18 protein-coding genes and 1 riboswitch are annotated in these 17689 nt (G+C 66.2%); of the genes, 16 read left to right on the top strand and 2 right to left on the bottom strand.

Annotated elements, in window-relative coordinates; translation table 11 throughout:
- The first annotated feature begins 28 nt into the window (after positions 1–28).
- The 6 genes from miaB to metK all read left to right on the top strand — a co-directional run bounded on the left by miaB (position 29) and on the right by metK (position 6830).
- Complete coding sequence (gene miaB / locus R5H30_RS11870; protein ID WP_318328593.1) at positions 29–1348, top strand: tRNA (N6-isopentenyl adenosine(37)-C2)-methylthiotransferase MiaB; 1320 nt, start codon at positions 29–31, stop codon at positions 1346–1348.
- Between the two features lie 212 nt (positions 1349–1560).
- On the top strand, positions 1561–2568 hold the full coding sequence (locus R5H30_RS11865; RefSeq protein WP_318328592.1) for a PhoH family protein: 1008 nt from the start codon (positions 1561–1563) through the stop codon (positions 2566–2568).
- Between the two features lie 9 nt (positions 2569–2577).
- Positions 2578–3081 (top strand): rRNA maturation RNase YbeY, encoded by a 504-nt coding sequence (gene ybeY, locus R5H30_RS11860; RefSeq protein WP_318328591.1) that lies wholly within the window; start codon positions 2578–2580, stop codon positions 3079–3081.
- A gap of 36 nt (positions 3082–3117) precedes the next feature.
- Positions 3118–4008, top strand: a complete 891-nt coding sequence (locus tag R5H30_RS11855) for a hemolysin family protein (RefSeq protein ID WP_318328590.1) — start codon at positions 3118–3120, stop codon at positions 4006–4008.
- Positions 4009–4031: 23 nt separating this feature from the next.
- Positions 4032–5561, top strand: coding sequence for an apolipoprotein N-acyltransferase (gene lnt / locus R5H30_RS11850; protein ID WP_318328589.1), 1530 nt, complete (start codon positions 4032–4034; stop codon positions 5559–5561).
- A 31-nt stretch (positions 5562–5592) separates the two neighbouring features.
- Positions 5593–5642: riboswitch (SAM-SAH riboswitch) on the top strand.
- A 6-nt stretch (positions 5643–5648) separates the two neighbouring features.
- On the top strand, positions 5649–6830 hold the full coding sequence (gene metK, locus R5H30_RS11845) for a methionine adenosyltransferase (protein WP_318328588.1): 1182 nt from the start codon (positions 5649–5651) through the stop codon (positions 6828–6830).
- Here the strand turns inward: metK and R5H30_RS11840 are convergent.
- Positions 6827–7456 carry a glutathione S-transferase family protein gene (locus R5H30_RS11840; RefSeq protein ID WP_318328587.1) on the bottom strand — a complete coding sequence of 210 codons (630 nt, stop codon included), beginning with the start codon at positions 7454–7456 and terminating at the stop codon, positions 6827–6829. The two genes, metK and R5H30_RS11840, sit on opposite strands and share 4 nt — an antisense overlap.
- Positions 7457–7629: 173 nt before the next feature.
- Here R5H30_RS11840 and trmB point away from each other — a divergent pair, with 173 nt between their 5' ends.
- The 10 genes from trmB to R5H30_RS11790 all read left to right on the top strand — a co-directional run bounded on the left by trmB (position 7630) and on the right by R5H30_RS11790 (position 17323).
- A complete protein-coding gene (gene trmB / locus R5H30_RS11835; protein ID WP_318328585.1) occupies positions 7630–8331 on the top strand; it encodes a tRNA (guanine(46)-N(7))-methyltransferase TrmB in 702 nt (233 codons plus the stop codon).
- 63 nt (positions 8332–8394) lie between these two features.
- The gene (gene aroA / locus R5H30_RS11830) at positions 8395–9753 is read left to right on the top strand and encodes a 3-phosphoshikimate 1-carboxyvinyltransferase (protein WP_318328584.1); all 1359 of its coding nucleotides are present in this window, start codon (positions 8395–8397) and stop codon (positions 9751–9753) included.
- The gene (locus tag R5H30_RS11825; RefSeq protein WP_318328583.1) at positions 9750–10364 is read left to right on the top strand and encodes a (d)CMP kinase; all 615 of its coding nucleotides are present in this window, start codon (positions 9750–9752) and stop codon (positions 10362–10364) included. Before aroA ends, R5H30_RS11825 begins: the two co-directional genes overlap by 4 nt.
- A 247-nt stretch (positions 10365–10611) precedes the next feature.
- Entirely contained in the window at positions 10612–12303 is a 1692-nt protein-coding gene (gene rpsA, locus R5H30_RS11820) for a 30S ribosomal protein S1 (RefSeq protein WP_318328786.1), read from the top strand.
- A 281-nt stretch (positions 12304–12584) separates the two neighbouring features.
- The gene (gene ihfB, locus R5H30_RS11815; protein WP_318328581.1) at positions 12585–12869 is read left to right on the top strand and encodes an integration host factor subunit beta; all 285 of its coding nucleotides are present in this window, start codon (positions 12585–12587) and stop codon (positions 12867–12869) included.
- Positions 12869–13219 carry a LapA family protein gene (locus tag R5H30_RS11810; protein ID WP_318328580.1) on the top strand — a complete coding sequence of 117 codons (351 nt, stop codon included), beginning with the start codon at positions 12869–12871 and terminating at the stop codon, positions 13217–13219. The genes ihfB and R5H30_RS11810 overlap by 1 nt, the downstream gene beginning before the upstream one ends.
- A 46-nt stretch (positions 13220–13265) precedes the next feature.
- Positions 13266–13904: a phosphoribosylanthranilate isomerase gene (locus R5H30_RS11805; protein ID WP_318328579.1), complete on the top strand. Its 639-nt coding sequence runs from the start codon at positions 13266–13268 to the stop codon at positions 13902–13904.
- The gene (locus R5H30_RS11800; RefSeq protein WP_318328578.1) at positions 13901–14350 is read left to right on the top strand and encodes a GNAT family N-acetyltransferase; all 450 of its coding nucleotides are present in this window, start codon (positions 13901–13903) and stop codon (positions 14348–14350) included. Before R5H30_RS11805 ends, R5H30_RS11800 begins: the two co-directional genes overlap by 4 nt.
- Before the next feature lie 17 nt (positions 14351–14367).
- Positions 14368–15600, top strand: coding sequence for a tryptophan synthase subunit beta (trpB, locus tag R5H30_RS11795; protein ID WP_318328577.1), 1233 nt, complete (start codon positions 14368–14370; stop codon positions 15598–15600).
- Positions 15601–16822: 1222 nt separating this feature from the next.
- The gene (locus tag R5H30_RS11790) at positions 16823–17323 is read left to right on the top strand and encodes a helix-turn-helix transcriptional regulator (protein WP_318328576.1); all 501 of its coding nucleotides are present in this window, start codon (positions 16823–16825) and stop codon (positions 17321–17323) included.
- Here R5H30_RS11790 and R5H30_RS11785 read toward each other — a convergent pair.
- Positions 17314–17679 carry a DUF2237 family protein gene (locus R5H30_RS11785; protein WP_318328575.1) on the bottom strand — a complete coding sequence of 122 codons (366 nt, stop codon included), beginning with the start codon at positions 17677–17679 and terminating at the stop codon, positions 17314–17316. The genes R5H30_RS11790 and R5H30_RS11785 overlap by 10 nt on opposite strands.
- Positions 17680–17689 lie beyond the last annotated feature (10 nt).

Below are 17689 nucleotides of genomic sequence, written 5' to 3'. Positions count from 1 at the left end.
CCTCACCGCACAGACCCGGACCCCCCCCATGACCGCGCCCAAGAAGCTTTTCATCAAGACCTACGGCTGCCAGATGAACGTCTATGACAGCGAGCGCATGGCCGAAAGCCTGACCGGGCAAGGATATGTCGCGACCGATACGGCCGAAGATGCGGACATGATCCTGCTCAACACCTGCCACATCCGCGAGAAGGCCGCCGAGAAGGTCTATTCCGAGCTTGGTCGCCTGAAGCCCCTGAAGACTGCCAAGCCGGACCTCAAGATCGGCGTCGCGGGCTGCGTCGCGCAGGCCGAGGGCGCGGAGATCATGCGCCGCCAGCCGGCGGTCGACCTTGTCGTCGGCCCGCAGTCTTACCACCGCCTGCCGCAGATGGAGGCGCGAGTCCGGGACGGGCAGAAGGCGCTCGATACCGACTTTCCCGAAGAGGACAAGTTCGAGCACCTGCAGGGCCGCCCGAAGGCCCGGCGCGCGCCAGCGGCGTTCCTGACGGTCCAGGAAGGCTGCGACAAGTTCTGCGCCTTCTGCGTCGTGCCCTATACGCGCGGCGCGGAAGTCAGCCGCCCGGTTGAGCGGGTTCTGGGTGAAGCGCGGGATCTGGTCGAGCGTGGCGTGCGCGAGATCACGCTCTTGGGCCAGAACGTGAATGCCTACCACGGCGCGGGTCCCGGCGGCGATTACAGCCTTGCCAGGCTGATCTGGGCGCTGAACGAGATCGACGGGCTGGAGCGCATCCGCTTTACCACCTCGCATCCCAACGACATGGATGATGACCTGATCGCGGCGCATCGAGACTGCCCCAAGTTGATGCCTTACCTGCACCTGCCGGTGCAATCGGGGTCCGACAGGATCCTCAAGCGGATGAACCGCAGCCACACTGCCGAAAGCTACCTGCGACTCGTCGAGTGTATCCGCGCGGCGCGGCCCGATCTCGTGCTGTCGGGGGATTTCATCGTCGGTTTCCCCGAGGAGACCGAGGCGGATTTTCAGGCCACGCTCGATCTGATCGAGGCCGTTGGATACGGCTATGCCTATTCGTTCAAGTACTCGACCCGGCCCGGCACCCCGGCGGCGGAACGCCCGCAGGTCGACGCCGCCGAGGCGGACGAGCGCCTGCAGCGGATCCAGGCGCTGATCACGCGCCAGCAGCGCAGCGTGCAAGACGGCATGGTCGGACGCGAGGTGTCGGTGCTGGTCGAAAAGCCGGGGCGTCACGAAGGCCAGATGGTCGGCAAGTCCGAATACCTGCACGCCGTGCATCTCGATGGCTCGAACGCAGCCGTCGGTGACATCGTGTCGGCGAGAATCACGGCGGCCAAGGCCAACTCGCTGGCCGGCGCACCGGTCTGACCCGAACCGGTCCGCATCCCGCGCGGTTGCCTCGGGGTCGAATCGTTAACCTAGTCGCGCGAAACTTGTGGGTGTCGCAGCGTCACCCGCGCAGGAATTGGTGCGGACACGGCTTTTTTGTCGGGATCGCGCCGAAACCCCGCAGCCCCGCTTGCGAAGGGGTCGCGAAATCGGCACGATCACGGCAGCACGCCATCCTCGAGGAGCATCTGTTGGCCCCCAGCGATACGACCGTCACTGCCCCGGCCGAAGGGGCAGTCGAATTTCCCGACAATCGCCTCCTGATCGACCTGTGCGGGCCTTACGATACCAACCTTGCCGCAATAGAGACCGCGCTTGGCGTGCAGATCGTGCGACGCGGCAACCAGCTCAACGTCATGGGCGAGGACGAGTCGCAGGCCGAGGCGATGCGCGTGCTGCATGCGCTTTACGCCCGGCTCGAGGGCGGACGCATCGTCGAGCCCGCCGATGTGGACCGCGAGCTGCGCATGGGGGCCGCCGCCGAGACCGACGAGCCGCTCGATGCCGACCAGCTCGAGATGCCCATCGGCAACCGCGTCGAGATCCAGACCCGCAAGAAGCGGGTCGAACCGCGCACCGAGGCGCAGAAGGCCTATGTCCGTGCGCTCTTCGAAAACGATCTTTCGTTCGGCATCGGGCCGGCGGGCACCGGCAAGACATATCTTGCCGTGGCGGTGGGTGTGTCGATGTTCATTACCGGGCAGGTGGACAAGATCGTGTTGTCGCGTCCCGCGGTCGAGGCCGGCGAACGCCTCGGCTTCCTTCCCGGCGACATGAAGGACAAGGTCGATCCCTACATGCAGCCGCTCTATGACGCGCTGAACGATTTTCTGCCCGGCAAGCAGCTGGCGAAGCTGATCGAGGAAAAGCAGATCGAGATCGCGCCTCTCGCCTTCATGCGCGGACGCACCCTGTCGAATGCCTTCGTCGTGCTCGACGAGGCGCAGAACGCCACCTCGATGCAGATGAAGATGTTCCTGACCCGGCTCGGCGAAGGGTCGCGCATGGTTATCACCGGAGATCGCACCCAGGTTGACCTTCCCAAGGGCGTGCCATCCGGGCTGGCGGACGCCGAGCGCCTGCTGCGCACGATCCCGCGCATCAGCTTTTCCTATTTCACCTCGAAGGACGTCGTGCGCCACCCGCTGGTCGCGGCGATCATCGAGGCCTACGAGGCCGATACCGGCACGACCGTCTGAGGACGGGCGATGAGCCTTGTCGAGGTCGTTTTCGAGGATGCGCGCTGGCGCGACGCGGCGCTTGTGGCTCTGGCGGAACGCGCCGTGCAGGCGACGTTGACGCACCTCGGGCAAGACGGCGGGACCACCGAGATCGCGCTGCTGGCCTGTGACGATGCGCGGATCGCCGACCTGAACGCGGAGTTCCGCGACAAGCCGTCACCGACCAACGTGCTGAGCTGGCCCGCACAGGACCTCGCCGCGGAAAAGCCGGGTGCGCGCCCGACACGACCCGAAGCCGATCCCGACGGCACGGTGGAGCTGGGTGACATCGCGCTGGCCTGGGAGACCTGCAATCGCGAGGCCCGCGAGCAGGGCAAAGCCGTCGCCGATCACGTAACGCATCTGGTGGTGCACGGCGTGTTGCACCTGCTCGGCTACGACCACGTGCACGACGCGGATGCCGAACTGATGGAAGCGACGGAAACCGAAATACTTGGCAAGATGGGGCTTGATGACCCATATAGGGCATGAAAGGCAGCGTGCTGCCTCCATTTCAGACAGGACAAGATGACCGACATCGACGGATCTTCTGACGCAGCGCGCGGCGCGCAGGATCAGGAGAATGATGAGACCGACAGCGAATCCCAGAAACAGGGCGGCTTTTTCAGCCGCATGTTCGACGCGCTGAACCCCTCCGAGGAAGATGGCGAGGACGGTGGCGAGACGGCCGCGCGCCCGCTCGCGCACGGCATGCTCAACCTGCGCCGAATGCGGGTCGAGGACGTGGCGATTCCGACCGCCGACATCACAGCGGTTCCCATTACCATAAGCCGCGACGAACTGGTCGAGGTGTTCAAGGAAAGCGGGCTGACGCGCCTGCCGGTCTACGACGGAACGCTCGACACGCCGGTGGGCATGGCGCATCTAAAGGATTTCGCGCTCACCCACGGGTTCAACGGCGACTCGCCCGATTTCGACCTGCGCGCGATGCTGCGCCCGCTTCTGTTCGTGCCGCCCTCGATGACCATCGGCGTGCTGCTGACCAAGATGCAGGGTGAGCGGCGCCACATGGCGCTGGTGATCGACGAATACGGCGGTGTCGACGGGCTGGTCACGATCGAGGACCTGATCGAACAGGTCATCGGCGAGATCGAGGACGAACATGACGTCGACGAGGGCCATTACTGGACGCAGGAAAAGCCCGGCGTCTACATGGCGCTGGCGAAGACCCCGCTTGAAGATTTCGAGCAGGAGATCGGCATGTCGCTGACCGATCACGACGAGGTCGACGAGGAAGAGATCGACACGCTCGGCGGCCTGGTCTTCATGCTCACCGGGCGGGTCCCGGCACGCGGCGAGGTCGTCGTGCATCCCGACGGGCCCGAGTTCGAGGTGGTCGATGCCGACCCGCGCCGCATCAAGCGTCTGCGCGTGCGCACCGGCAGCTCCTCGGGGTGAAAGAACCCGGTGCCGCGGGGAACATGACCGCAAGACGCAGTTTTCGGCACGTGCCGCGCGCGCTGTCTCTGCCTGCGGCGGCGATCCTCGGACTGGCCGCGGCGACGGGTCAGGAACCCTACGCGCTGCCGGTGGTCATGTTTGCGGCACTTGTCGGCATCTTCATGTTGTTCCGATTGCAACGCACCGCGCTTTCGGCCGGACTGCTCGGCCTCGTTTTCGGGTGGGCCTATTTCGCCCTTTCGCTGGTCTGGATCCTGCAGCCCTTCCAGATCGATCCCGAAGCGCATGGCTGGATGGCGCCTTTCGCGCTCGTGCTGCTGTCGCTCGGGCTTGCCCTTTTCTGGGGACTGGCGTTCTGGCTGGCGCGCAGGTTCGCAAGCGGCAGCTGGGTGCTGGTGCCGGCTTGGACGGGCGTCGAGCTCTTGCGTGCCTACGTGTTCACCGGCTTCCCGTGGGCCAGTCCGCCGCAGGCTCTGGTGGACACGCTCGCGGGGCAGGGGCTGGCCTGGGTCGGGCCGCACGGGCTGATGCTTGTGCTGTGCGGCACCGCCTGGGCCCTGACCCGGCCAATCGCGCGATTGCCGGAGGCGTTGGTTGTCAGGCTGCCGCTGGCACTGGGGGCCGCCGTGGTTCTGATTGCCGGCCCGCTCGCCGACCCGGATCGCCTAACGGATCACGTGGTCCGGCTGGTGCAGCCCAATGCACCGCAGAACGAGAAGTGGCGCTCTGACCGGGTCGTGGCGTTCTTCGAACGCCAACTCGGTTTCACCGAGGCGCAGGTCGAGGGTGGCGGGCGGCCGGACCTCGTGGTCTGGCCCGAGACCGCGATCCCCTGGACGCTCGAGGACGCCGGTCCCGCCTTCGATCATATCGCCCTGGCCGCGGCGGGCAGCCCGGTCGTGCTCGGGCTCAACCGACGCGATGGGTATCTGCTTTACAACTCGCTCGTGGTGCTGGACGAAACCGGATCACCGGCGCAGACATACGACAAGCACCACATCGTTCCCTTCGGCGAATACTTGCCTTTCGGCAACATCTTGGGCCGTTTCGGGATCCGCGGAATGGCGCAGCGCGACGGCAACGGTTTCTCCAGCGGCCCGGGCGCGCAGGTTCTCGACCTCGGCGCTATCGGCAAAGCGCTTCCGCTGATCTGTTACGAGGCCGTCTTCCCGCAGGACGTCAATGCTGCGCCGGAGCGCCCCGATTTCATCGTGCAGATCACCAACGATGCCTGGTTCGGCACCGATGTCGGGCCGCAGCAGCATCTCGCGCAGGCGCGGATGCGCGCCATCGAGCAGGGACTGCCGGTCCTGCGGTCGGCCAACACCGGTATCTCCGCGATGATCGACCCGCACGGGCGCGTGCTCGACAGCCTGCCGCTTGGGCAGGCGGGCTACGTCGATGCGCTCTTGCCGCACCCGCTTGCCCGAACGCTCTACAGCCGGACCGGGGACTGGCCCGCCGCACTCCTGATCCTGATAGGGCTCGCGGTGGCGGCGGCGCGCGTCGTCTCGATCCGCGTATCGGCTGAGCCGCGAGATAGCGATTGACCGGCATCGTTCCCGCGCGTACTCCCGGGTGACCGCATCACAACGGCTTCCTGGCGTGATGTCTGACTTTCCAATGGAGCACATTTCATGGCCCGTCAAAACTACGTTTTCACCTCGGAATCGGTTTCCGAGGGGCACCCGGACAAGGTCTGCGACCGGATTTCCGATGCCGTTCTCGACGCCTTCCTGAACGAGGATCCGCTGGCCCGGGTCGCCTGCGAGACCTTTGCCACGACCGACCGGGTCGTGATCGGTGGCGAGGTGGGCCTGACCGACCAGGACAAGCTCAGGGATTACATGGGCCGTATCGACGGGATCGCGCGAGAGTGCATCCGCGACATCGGCTACGAACAGGACAAGTTCCATCACGCCACCTGCGAAGTCACCAACCTGCTGCACGAGCAGTCGGCGCATATCGCGCAGGGCGTCGTTGCCTCGGGCAACCGGGACGAGGGCGCCGGCGACCAGGGCATCATGTTCGGCTTCGCCACGCGCGAGACGCCGGAACTGATGCCTGCGCCGATCCACTACGCGCACACCATCCTGCGGCGGCTGGCCGAAGTGCGCAAGGACGGCACCGAGCCGACCCTGCGGCCCGACGCAAAAAGCCAGATCTCGGTGCGCTACCGCGATGGAAAGCCGGTGGGCGTTACCTCGATCGTGCTGTCGACCCAGCATGCCGACGAGACCCAGAGTTCCGAGGACATCCGCGCGATCGTGGAACCCTACGTGCGCGAAGTGCTGCCCGAGGGCTGGATCGGCGCGGATACCGAATGGTGGGTCAACCCGACGGGCAAGTTCGTGATCGGTGGTCCGGACGGGGACGCGGGCCTGACGGGGCGCAAGATCATCGTCGACACCTACGGCGGCGCGGCACCGCATGGCGGCGGGGCCTTCTCGGGCAAGGATCCGACCAAGGTCGACCGGTCGGCGGCCTACGTGGCGCGTTATCTCGCCAAGAACGTCGTGGCCTCGGGACTGGCGGAGAAGTGCACCATACAGCTCAGCTACGCGATCGGGGTCGCCAAGCCGCTGTCGATCTACTGCGACACGCACGGCACCGGCGACGCGCATGATTCGGCGATCGAAAAAGCCATCGGCAAGGTCATCGACCTGACGCCGCGCGGCATCCGCGAGCATCTGCAGCTCAACCGCCCGATCTACCAGCGCACCGCCGCCTACGGGCATTTCGGACGCGCGCCCGAGGCTGACGGCGGGTTCTCGTGGGAACGCACGGACCTCGCGGAGGCCTTGCTGAAAGAAGTCTAGAGCGCGGCGCTGGGCCGGGCGGCGATGCGATCGTACCAGTCGCTCGTCGCGGTGTTCTTTTCCGGGATGCGCGTGCGGATCACGCGGGCGAAATCGACGAAGACGAACCCGGTGATATCGGCGAGCGAAAAGCGCGCGCCGCCGAGATAGCGCCGGTCTGCCAGCCGTTGCTCGAGCAGGTCGAAGAACGCAGTCACCCGGGTGCGCCCGCGCTCGGCCAGCTGCGGGATTTGCTCGACGTCCTGCGGGCCGGGCAGGGCGCGGCCCTTCATCGCCGGGTGGGAATTGCGCAGCACCTCTGCGATGGGGGCGCCGCCGCGGGTTTCGCAGATCGCGCTCCACTGCAGGATCTCGGCCTTTTCGGTGGCGCTTTCGCCCATCAGCGGCGGGTCGGGGTGGATCGCCTCGAGGTAGGCGGCGATGGCGAGGTTCTCGGTCAGGACCAGGCCCTTCTGGGTCACCAGCACCGGCAGGGTGCCCTGCGGATTGACGGCGAGGAATTCAGGCGCAAGCTGTTGGTTCTGGGCGATGCTGATGTCGCGCCGCTCGGGCTCGAGCCCCTTTTCGGCGATGAACATGCGCGCCCTTCGCGGGCTCGGCGCGGTGGCGCAGTCGTAGAAGATCATGCCGTGACCTTTCGTTGCCTGGCGCCAAACTGGCCGGTTGCGGGGCTGCTGGCAACGCCTGATCCGAAGGCGCGGCTGCGCCGCGCGACATCTGCCGCGCCCCCGGCGCTGCCGGGACCACGGCGGCGGCCGCACCGTTGCAGAGGGGCGCAAGGGGGGCTAAAGGGCGCGCCATGACACATCCCGACCGTCCCCGGCGCAACTTCTACGGCCGCATCAAGGGCAAGAGCCTGAAATCCTCGCAGAAGACCTATCTCGAGGAGGATCTCGGCGCGCTATCGCCGGGCGGGGTGTCCTGGGAGGAAAATCCGGACCGAGTGCCGCTCGACCTCGCGGCGGTCTTCGGCGACCGACCGGTCTGGCTCGAAGTCGGCTTCGGCGGTGGCGAGCACATGGTGCACCAGGCCGCCGGCAACCCCGGCGTCGGCATTATCGGGGCCGAGCCCTACATCAACGGCGTGGCGATGCTGCTGGGCAAGATCCGGCGCGCCGGGGTGGAGAACCTGAGGGTGTATCCGGGCGACGTGCGGGATCTGTTCGACGTGTTGCCCGCCGCCTCGTTGGACCGCGCCTTCCTGCTCTATCCCGATCCCTGGCCCAAGACGCGGCATCACCGTCGGCGCTTCGTGACGCCGGAACATCTCGACCCTCTGGCGCGGGTGCTGAAGCCGGGCGCGATCTTCCGCGTGGCAACCGACATCGAGGACTACGTGCGCCAGACGCTGGAAGAGGTGCCGAAGGCCGGGTTCGACTGGCTCGCCGAGCGGCCCGATGACTGGCGCGAACCCTGGGACGACTGGATCTCGACACGCTACGAACAGAAGGCGCTGCGCGACGGCCGCAGGCCGCACTACCTGACCTTCCGCCGGCGCTGAGCCTCTGGACCCTTTCCGGTCCAGCCGCTAAGCCTGCCGCAGACCAACAGACCGGGAAGTTTCATGTCCAGCCACGGCGCCGCGATTCCGATGATCTCCACCCCCTGCGGGCCGCTCAGGGGTACGGCGGAAGTGCCGGGCGACAAGTCCATTTCGCACCGCGCGCTGATCCTCGGCGCGCTCAGCGTCGGCGAGACCCGGATTTCGGGGCTGCTCGAAGGTCAGGACGTTCTGGATACGGCGAAGGCGATGCGGGCCTTTGGAGCCGAGGTGACAAACCTCGGCGGCGGCAACTGGACGGTACACGGGGTCGGCGTCGGCGGGTTCGCGGAACCGGCCAACGTGATCGACTGCGGCAATTCCGGCACCGGCGTCCGCCTGATCATGGGCGCGATGGCGACCTCTCCGATCACGGCGACCTTCACCGGCGATGCGTCGCTCAACAAGCGCCCGATGGCGCGCGTGACCGACCCGCTTGCGCTATTCGGCACGCAGGCCGTGGGCCGCAGCGGCGGGCGGCTTCCGATGACGTTGATCGGGGCGGAGGACCCGGTGCCGGTGCGCTACACGGTGCCGGTGCCTTCGGCGCAGGTGAAATCGGCGGTTCTGCTGGCAAGCCTCAACGCGCCGGGACAGACGGTCGTGATCGAGCGCGAGGCGACGCGGGACCACACCGAGCGCATGCTGGCCGGTTTCGGCGCGGAAGTCTCGGTCGAGGACACCGACGCGGGCCGGGTGATCACCCTGACCGGGCAGCCCGAACTCAAGCCGCAGACCATTGCCGTGCCGCGCGACCCAAGCTCGGCGGCCTTTCCGGTCTGCGCAGCGCTGATCGTTCCAGGGTCGGATGTGCTGGTGCCGGGGATCGGGCTGAACCCGACACGGGCCGGCCTGTTCACGACGCTGCGCGAGATGGGCGCGGATCTCACCTACGAGAACGAACGCGAGGAAGGCGGCGAGCCGGTCGCCGACCTGCGAGCACGGTTCTCGCCTGACCTCAAGGGCATCGAAGTGCCGCCTGAACGGGCCGCGAGCATGATCGACGAATACCCCGTTTTGTCCGTCGTTGCGGCCTTCGCCGAAGGCGAGACGGTGATGCGCGGAGTGCGCGAGCTTCGGGTAAAGGAAAGCGACCGGATCGACGCGATGGCGACGGGCCTGCGCGCCAACGGCATCGAGGTCGACGAGGGCGAGGACTGGTGGACGGTCAAGGGTCGCGGTCATGGCAACGTGCCGGGGGGCGAAACCTGCAAGAGCCATCTCGACCACCGGATCGCCATGTCGTTCCTGATCCTCGGGATGGCGGCGCAGAAACCGGTGAGCATCGACGACGGTGGCCCGATCGCCACCTCCTTCCCGATCTTCGAGCCGCTGATGGGCGGCCTCGGGGCACAGCTGGACCGCACGGAACGCGCCGCGTGACCGCCGCCTTCACCATCGCGATCGACGGTCCGGCGGCGGCGGGCAAGGGCACGATCTCGCGCGCGGTGGCGGCGCATTTCGGTTTTGCGCATCTCGACACCGGGCTGCTTTACCGTGCCGTGGGCGCGAAAATGCTGGCCGGGACCGATCCGGAGGCGGCGGCGCGCGCGCTCACGGTCGAGGATCTGGCGGGTGAAAACCTTCGCTCCCACGAGGTCGCGCAGGCGGCAAGCCGGGTGGCCGTGATTCCGGAGGTGCGGGCGGCGCTGCTCGATTTCCAGCGCGGCTTTGCGCGGCGCGCAGGCGGTGCTGTGCTCGACGGACGCGACATCGGCACCGTGATCTGCCCGGATGCTGAGGCCAAGCTTTTCGTGACTGCAAGCGTGCGCGTCCGTGCCGCGCGGCGCCACCTTGAACTGGCCGGCAAGGGCGACAAAAGGTCTTTCGACGAAGTGCTGGCCGATGTCGAGGCGCGCGACCGGCGCGACCGCGAGCGCGCCGAGGCCCCATTGAGGCCGGCGGCGGATGCGGTCGAGATCGACACCTCAGAGATGGACATCGAGACTGCAGTGGCGCGGGCCATCGCGGTGATCGAGGATCTGCGCGGCTGATGCGCGCCGGAACGCCGCCGCAGGCCGCGGCGGTATGCGTGCAACAGCGCTTGATCCCCGGGCGAAACCTCTCTATATGCGCCGGTGTTGACGGGGCGGCAAAAGCAACGCGGCAGCTCGAAGAGCAGGGTCGGGACCATCCGGCCCTTCATTCGTTTTGCAGGGCTGCACGGCGCGTCGGCAGAACCCAAAACCCAAAGACCGGCGGAGACAACCGCCTGGCCTGAACAAGACTGTGAAAAAGGAAATCGAAAGCTTCATGGCTCAAAACGCAACTATGGAAGACTTCGAAGCACTTCTGGAAGAAAGCTTCGAGATCGACACGCCCCAGGAGGGCTCTGTCGTCAAGGGCAAGGTCATCGCGATCGAAGCGGGCCAGGCCATCATCGACGTCGGCTACAAGATGGAAGGCCGCGTCGAACTCAAGGAATTCGCGGATCCCGGCGAAGCGCCGAAGATCGACATCGGTGACGAGGTCGAGGTCTTCCTGCGCCAGGTCGAGAACGCCCGTGGCGAAGCGGTCATTTCGCGCGAGATGGCCCGCCGCGAGGAAGCCTGGGACCGTCTCGAAAAAGCCTATGCAGACGAGCAGCGCGTCGAAGGCGCGATCTTCGGTCGCGTCAAGGGCGGCTTCACCGTCGATCTCGGCGGCGCCGTGGCCTTCCTGCCGGGCAGCCAGGTCGATGTGCGCCCCGTGCGTGACGCCGGCCCGCTCATGGGTCTCAAGCAGCCGTTCCAGATCCTCAAGATGGACCGCCGCCGCGGCAACATCGTGGTCTCGCGCCGCGCGATCCTCGAGGAATCGCGTGCCGAGCAGCGTGCCGAGGTCATCAGCAACCTGACCGAAGGCCAGACGGTCGACGGCGTGGTCAAGAATATCACCGAGTACGGCGCCTTCGTCGATCTCGGCGGCGTCGACGGCCTGCTGCACGTGACCGACATGGCATGGCGCCGGGTCAACCACCCGTCCGAGATCCTGCAGATCGGCGAGACCATCAAGGTCCAGGTCATCAAGATCAACAAGGAAACCCACCGCATCAGCCTCGGCATGAAGCAGCTGCAGGAAGATCCGTGGGACCTCGTGGGCGCCAAGTACCCGCTGAGCTCGGTCCACACCGGCCGCGTGACCAACATCACCGACTACGGCGCCTTCGTGGAGCTGGAGCCGGGCGTCGAGGGTCTCGTGCACGTCTCGGAAATGTCTTGGACCAAGAAGAACGTCCACCCGGGCAAGATCGTCTCCACCTCCCAGGAGGTCGAGGTCATGGTGCTCGAGATCGACAGCGCCAAGCGTCGCGTTTCGCTGGGTCTCAAGCAGACCATGCGCAACCCGTGGGAAGTCTTCTCGGAAACCCACCCCGAGGGCACCGAGGTCGAGGGCGAGGTCAAGAACATCACCGAATTCGGTCTGTTCGTCGGCCTGCCGGGCGACATCGACGGCATGGTTCACCTCAGCGATCTCAGCTGGGACGAGCGTGGCGAGGATGCGATCCAGAACTACCGCAAGGGCGATGTCGTCAAGGCGGTCGTGTCCGAGGTTGACGTCGAGAAGGAGCGCATCAGCCTCTCGATCAAGGCCGTGGGCGGCGACAAGTTCGCAGAAGCGGTCGGCGGCGTGAAGCGCGGCTCGATCGTGACCGTGACCGTGACCGCGATCGAGGACGGTGGCATTGAGGTGGAATACGAGGGCATGAAGTCCTTCATCCGCCGCTCCGACCTCTCCCGCGACCGCTCCGAGCAGCGCCCCGAGCGCTTTAGCGTGGGCGACAAGGTCGACGTGCGCATCACCAACGTCGACAACAAGTCGCGTCGTCTGGGCGTCTCGATCAAGGCGCGCGAGATCGCCGAAGAGAAGGAAGCCGTGGAACAGTACGGCTCGTCCGACAGCGGCGCGTCGCTGGGCGATATCCTCGGCGCCGCTCTCAAGGGCGACAACTGATCGGGACCTGATCCGACGGTAACAAGGCATCGGCCCCGCGCTTCGGCGCGGGGCCTTTTTCATGCCGAATCATGATTGCGCGCTGCGGCGCGGCGTTGCCCGGTTCGAGTGCCGGTTGTGCACAATTCGGGCCGCCCGGCCAAAATATCCCCAAAAAACAAATCCTTCTGGCGAATAAACGCCTTGGCAAGCCAGTCTGCGCCTTTCCGGAACGATTTTATCTTTCTATAGTTTGACCCCATAAGACGCGACGGTCGCGCGCGAACCTCGGGGGAGTTGCAATGATCCGGTCGGAACTGATTCAGAAGATCGCGGACGAGAATCCGCACCTCTACCAGCGGGATGTCGAGCGGATCGTGAATACCATCTTCGAGGAGGTGACCGGTGCCATGGCGCGCGGCGACCGGGTCGAGTTGCGCGGCTTCGGAGCCTTTTCGGTGAAACGCCGCGACTCGCGCATCGGCCGGAATCCACGCACCGGCGAGACGGTGCATGTCGAACAGAAATACGTCCCCTTCTTCAAGACCGGCAAGCTCTTGCGGGACCGCCTTAACGGGAAATCCTGATGCGCTACATCCGTTATGCCTGTATCGCCATTTTCGCGGTGGCGCTGATCGCCATCGCGCTGGCCAACCGCGGGTTGGTCACACTGCAGGTGCTGCCAACCGAAATCGCGGGCTATTTCGCGGTCAACCCCTCGATCGAACTGCCGCTTTTCCTGGTGATCCTTGGCGGCATCCTGGTCGGTCTGCTGGTGGGCTTCGTCTGGGAATGGATCCGCGAACATGCCGAACGCGCCGAAGCCGCCCGGCAGGCGCGCGAGATGCGGCGTCTGCAGCGCGAGGTGGCGCGGCTCAAGGCCGAGAAGCACAAGGACAAGGACGAGGTGCTGGCGCTTCTGGACGAGAGCGCCTGAGCCACCCGCCCTTGAACCTGCATCGCGCGCATGGTCAAACACGCGCATGTCCGTATCCGTCAAGATCTGTGGCCTGAAGGACCCGCGGCACCTGCGCGCCGCGGCCGAGGCCGGCGCGCGCTATTGCGGCTTCGTTTTCTTTGCCAAGTCACCCCGGAACCTTGAAGTCGACGCGGCCCGTTCGCTTGCGCTCGAGGCACCGGCGGGCATGGCGAAGGTGGCGTTGACCGTCGATGCCGACGACGCCTTTCTCGACGCGCTGACCGCTGCCGTGCCGCTCGATATGCTGCAGCTGCACGGAAACGAGGCGCCCGAACGGGTGCGCGCGGTCAAGGTACGCTACGGCTTGCCGGTGATGAAAGCCGTCGGCGTGGCCGAAGAGGCCGACCTCGCCGCGCTGGAGCGTTACGGCGCGGTCGCCGACCAGATCCTCGTCGATGCCAAGCCACCGAAGGGGGCCGACCTGCCGGGCGGCAACGGACTGGCCTTCGACTGGCGGCTTATTGCCGGGCGGCGCTGGCCGGTGCCGTGGATGCTGGCGGGGGGGCTCACTTCCGAGAACGTCGCCGAGGCCGTGCGCATGACCGGTGCGCGGCAGGTCGACGTGTCCTCGGGCGTCGAAAGTGCTCCGGGCGTCAAGGACGCGGACCGGATTGCCGCCTTCGTCGCGGCGGCATCGGCATGACCGTCACCTTTCGCGAAGCGCGCCGCACAGAGGTCGCCGAGGTGGTGGCGCTGTTGCGCGAGGACGTGCTGGGCGCGGGGCGCGAGTTGCAGGAGTTGGAGAGCTATCTCGCCGCCTTCGACGCCATGCAGGCGGAGGCGGCCAATCTGCTGATCGTGGGCGCGGCCGAAGAGCACATAGTTGCGACCTACCAGATCACGTTCATTTCGGGCCTGTCGCTCTCGGCCATGCGCCGCGCGCAGGTCGAGGCGGTCCGGGTGTCGCCGGACATGCGCGGTCAGGGTGTCGGCGATGCGATGTTCGCCGATATCGAGCGGCGCGCCCGCGCCGCCGGCTGCGGCCTGATCCAGCTGACCAGCAACAAGACCCGTACCGACGCGCTCCGGTTTTACCGGCGGCTCGGCTTTACCGCCTCACACGAAGGCTTTAAACGGATGCTGGACTGAGCGCGAAGGGACACCCTATGGCAGACGACCTCTTCAACAGCTTCATGAACGGGCCCGACGAGAACGGGCGTTTCGGCGATTTCGGCGGGCGCTTCGTGTCCGAAACCCTGATGCCGCTGATCCTCGAACTCGAAGCGCAATACGAGCGCGCCAAGACCGATGACAGCTTCTGGGCCGAGATGGATTTCCTCTGGAAGCACTACGTCGGCCGTCCGAGCCCGCTCTATCTCGCCGAGCGCCTGACCGAGCACCTTGGCGGCGCCAAGGTCTACATGAAGCGTGACGAGCTCAACCACACCGGCGCGCACAAGATCAACAACGTGCTGGGCCAGATCATCCTCGCGCGCCGCATGGGCAAGTCGCGGATCATCGCCGAGACCGGTGCAGGCCAGCACGGGGTCGCGACCGCGACCGTCTGCGCCAAGTTCGGGTTGAAATGCGTGGTCTACATGGGCGCGCATGACGTCGAGCGCCAGGCGCCCAATGTGTTCCGGATGAAGCTTCTGGGCGCTGAGGTTGTGCCGGTGACGTCCGGTCGGGGCACGCTGAAGGACGCGATGAACGATGCGCTGCGCGATTGGGTGACCAACGTGCGCGACACTTTCTACTGCATCGGCACCGTGGCCGGTCCGCATCCTTATCCGGCGATGGTCCGCGATTTCCAGTCGATCATCGGCAAGGAGGTCCGCGAACAGATGGCCGAGGCCGAGGGACGGCTGCCGGATACGGTGATCGCGGCGATCGGCGGCGGATCGAACGCGATGGGGCTGTTCTACCCGTTCCTCGACGACCAGGAGGTGAACATCATCGGAGTCGAGGCCGGCGGCAAGGGCGTGAACGACAAGATGGAACACTGCGCCTCGCTGACCGGCGGGCGACCCGGGGTGCTGCACGGCAACCGGACGTACCTGCTTCAGGATGACGACGGGCAGATCCTCGAAGGCTTTTCGATCTCAGCCGGGCTCGACTACCCCGGGATCGGGCCCGAGCATTCCTGGCTGCACGAGACCGGACGGGCCAAATACGTGTCGATCACCGACGCCGAGGCGCTCGAGGCGTTCCAGCTCTGCTGCGAGAAAGAGGGCATCATTCCCGCCCTCGAACCCAGCCACGCGTTGGCCCATGTCATGCAGATCGCCCCGGATCTGCCGCAGGATCACGTGATCTGCATGAACATGTGTGGCCGCGGCGACAAGGACATCTTCGCCGTGGCCAAGCACCTCGGCTTCGAGATGGATCAGCCTGGCTGACCCCCGGCAGCGCATAAACTCAGGTTTGTCCGCCTAAACCGGAGGCCCGTTAAACCTTCGGCCGATGGCGTCCGCTCGCTTTTTGGCGTTGGCTGGAGGCGCAGACGCGCCGCGGCTCAGACTGGCCGTATCGCGTTTGGCGCGAAACAGCCCGTGTGCGGAGACGTGCTCCGGGGACCGCACGGGCCTGTGAAAGGGGCAACATGAGAACGATACCGCAGGGGGTGACCGCAGAGGTCGTCCCGGGGCACGCGGTCTGGGTAACGACGTCCGCACGCGCAACTCCACGCGCCTTGACCGTCTGGACGGCGGCGACGCGCGGTTCGGGGTGCTATGGGCGGGCAAGACCGAATGACCGGGCGCGCTATGCGCGCCTCGTCGGCCCGTGTATGAGTAGGTTAACGTGATCATGGTTGCGAGTAGTTACAATCGACTATTCGGAGTTCTCGGTGGGCCAATGAAGCAATGCGTTGTGTTCCTATACGCCGCAATTCTGGTGCTGGCATGTGTGGGTACTGCAGAGGCGCAGGACGCAACGAAACGCATCATCCGGGAACTCCAACAACAAGGTTACGGCGAATTCACCGTGACCCGCACGTGGCTTGGCCGGCACAGGGTCACCGCGACCAGCCGCGATTTCGACCGCGAGATCGTCGTCAACCCGGCAACCGGCGAGATCCTTCGTGACTATTGGGAAGAGCGCAGCGACCGCGCGCGCAGGCCCGCCGCGCCGCAGATCCTCGATCCCGACGACGGTGCCGCCAAGGCGCGCGGGCAGGGCCGTCGCGGCGAGACGCGCGGCGGATCCGGTGCCTCGGGGTCCGGTGGATCACGTCCGGACCGTTCGGGCAGCGGCACCGGCCAATCAAACACTGACAGGGGCGCATCCGGTGGCGGATTCGGAACGACAGGTGACGGCGGAGGTGGTGTCAACTCGGGCGACCCGCCGGGGCGGTCCGGGGAGGCACCGGGCCGATCCGGCGACGCACCGGGCAGATCGGCGGAGGCACCGGGCAGGTCGGGTGACGCACCCGGCAGGTCCGGAAGTGCTCCCGGCAGGTCAGGTGACGCGCAGGGGGCTGACAATCGCGGCAGATCGGAGAATTCTCGGAGCGAAAGCGCCGGGAATCGCGGCCGTGGAAACGGTAGCGACGGTGCGGGAAAAGGCCGCGGACGAGGAGGCAAAGACGACTGATCGAAGGGACATTCGGACCCTGCGAGCTTGAAGCTCCGGGTTCTGCTGACGATCGTCTTCACGGTGCAGGTCGTGTCTGCGCTGCTGTTTCTGTTCGATCTTGCGATCCCGATACTCGGCGTGCCCCTGATCCTCGACTGGTCGCTGCACGAAGGCATCGAACTGGCCGCCGCCACCGCGCTGATCATTGGGGTGCTCATGGGCGCCATCGCCATGCGCCAGATGCGGGCGCGGTCGGCGCGGGTCGAGGCACAGCTGCGCGTCGCCTCCGGCGCCTTCATGGAACTGCTTGAGGAACGGTTCGAGGAATGGGGCCTGACCCCGGCCGAGCGCGAGGTCGCGTTCTTCTCGATCAAGGGGCTGTCGACGCAAGAGATCGCCGAGGTGCGCAACACCTCCGAAGGCACGGTCAAGGCGCAGACCAACGGGATCTATCGAAAGGCGGGGGTCTCGGGCCGGCCGCAACTGCTGAGCCTCTTCATCGAGGACCTGATCGCGGAGGACCTCGTAGATCGCGCTCAGCCGTAAAGCTTGAGGACGTCGAGCGGGACGATATCGCTGGCGCGGATGTGGGTCGCGGCAAGGTTGACGCGCGGCGCGCAGCCTTCCTCGTGCGCCTGCATGAAACGGCTGGCGCACAGGCACCATCTGTCACCAGGTCTGAGCCCCGCAAAGCGGTATTCCGGGCGCGGCGTGCTGAGGTCGTTGCCGACGTACTTGGAATAGGCCAGGAACTCGGCCGTCATCACCGCACAGACCGTGTGGCTGCCGACATCGGTGGCGCACGTGTTGCAGTGGCCGTCGCGGAAGAACCCGGTAACGGGATCTCTGCTGCAGGGCTCGAGCACCTCGCCGAGTACGTTGATGCCTTCGTCCGGATCCATCGCGACCCCT

The sequence above is a fragment of the Roseobacter sp. FCG-D35 genome, assembly GCF_033436665.1.
Taxonomy (GTDB): Bacteria; Pseudomonadota; Alphaproteobacteria; order Rhodobacterales; family Rhodobacteraceae; genus JAWQFO01.
The sequence above is the reverse complement of the archived record's forward strand: the minus strand, read 5'-3'. Positions and strand labels throughout refer to the sequence as shown.

Bases quoted from the DNA above. Each gene is read 5' to 3' on its own strand.
- miaB (WP_318328593.1), top strand. From the start codon at position 29: ATGACCGCGCCCAAGAAGCTTTTCATCAAGACCTACGGCTGCCAGATG.
- ybeY (WP_318328591.1), top strand. From the start codon at position 2,578: ATGAGCCTTGTCGAGGTCGTTTTCGAGGATGCGCGCTGGCGCGACGCG.
- R5H30_RS11855 (WP_318328590.1), top strand. From the start codon at position 3,118: ATGACCGACATCGACGGATCTTCTGACGCAGCGCGCGGCGCGCAGGAT.
- lnt (WP_318328589.1), top strand. From the start codon at position 4,032: ATGACCGCAAGACGCAGTTTTCGGCACGTGCCGCGCGCGCTGTCTCTG.
- metK (WP_318328588.1), top strand. From the start codon at position 5,649: ATGGCCCGTCAAAACTACGTTTTCACCTCGGAATCGGTTTCCGAGGGG.
- R5H30_RS11840 (WP_318328587.1), bottom strand. From the start codon at position 7,456: ATGATCTTCTACGACTGCGCCACCGCGCCGAGCCCGCGAAGGGCGCGC.
- trmB (WP_318328585.1), top strand. From the start codon at position 7,630: ATGACACATCCCGACCGTCCCCGGCGCAACTTCTACGGCCGCATCAAG.
- aroA (WP_318328584.1), top strand. From the start codon at position 8,395: ATGTCCAGCCACGGCGCCGCGATTCCGATGATCTCCACCCCCTGCGGG.
- ihfB (WP_318328581.1), top strand. From the start codon at position 12,585: ATGATCCGGTCGGAACTGATTCAGAAGATCGCGGACGAGAATCCGCAC.
- R5H30_RS11810 (WP_318328580.1), top strand. From the start codon at position 12,869: ATGCGCTACATCCGTTATGCCTGTATCGCCATTTTCGCGGTGGCGCTG.
- R5H30_RS11805 (WP_318328579.1), top strand. From the start codon at position 13,266: ATGTCCGTATCCGTCAAGATCTGTGGCCTGAAGGACCCGCGGCACCTG.
- R5H30_RS11800 (WP_318328578.1), top strand. From the start codon at position 13,901: ATGACCGTCACCTTTCGCGAAGCGCGCCGCACAGAGGTCGCCGAGGTG.
- trpB (WP_318328577.1), top strand. From the start codon at position 14,368: ATGGCAGACGACCTCTTCAACAGCTTCATGAACGGGCCCGACGAGAAC.
- R5H30_RS11785 (WP_318328575.1), bottom strand. From the start codon at position 17,679: ATGGATCCGGACGAAGGCATCAACGTACTCGGCGAGGTGCTCGAGCCC.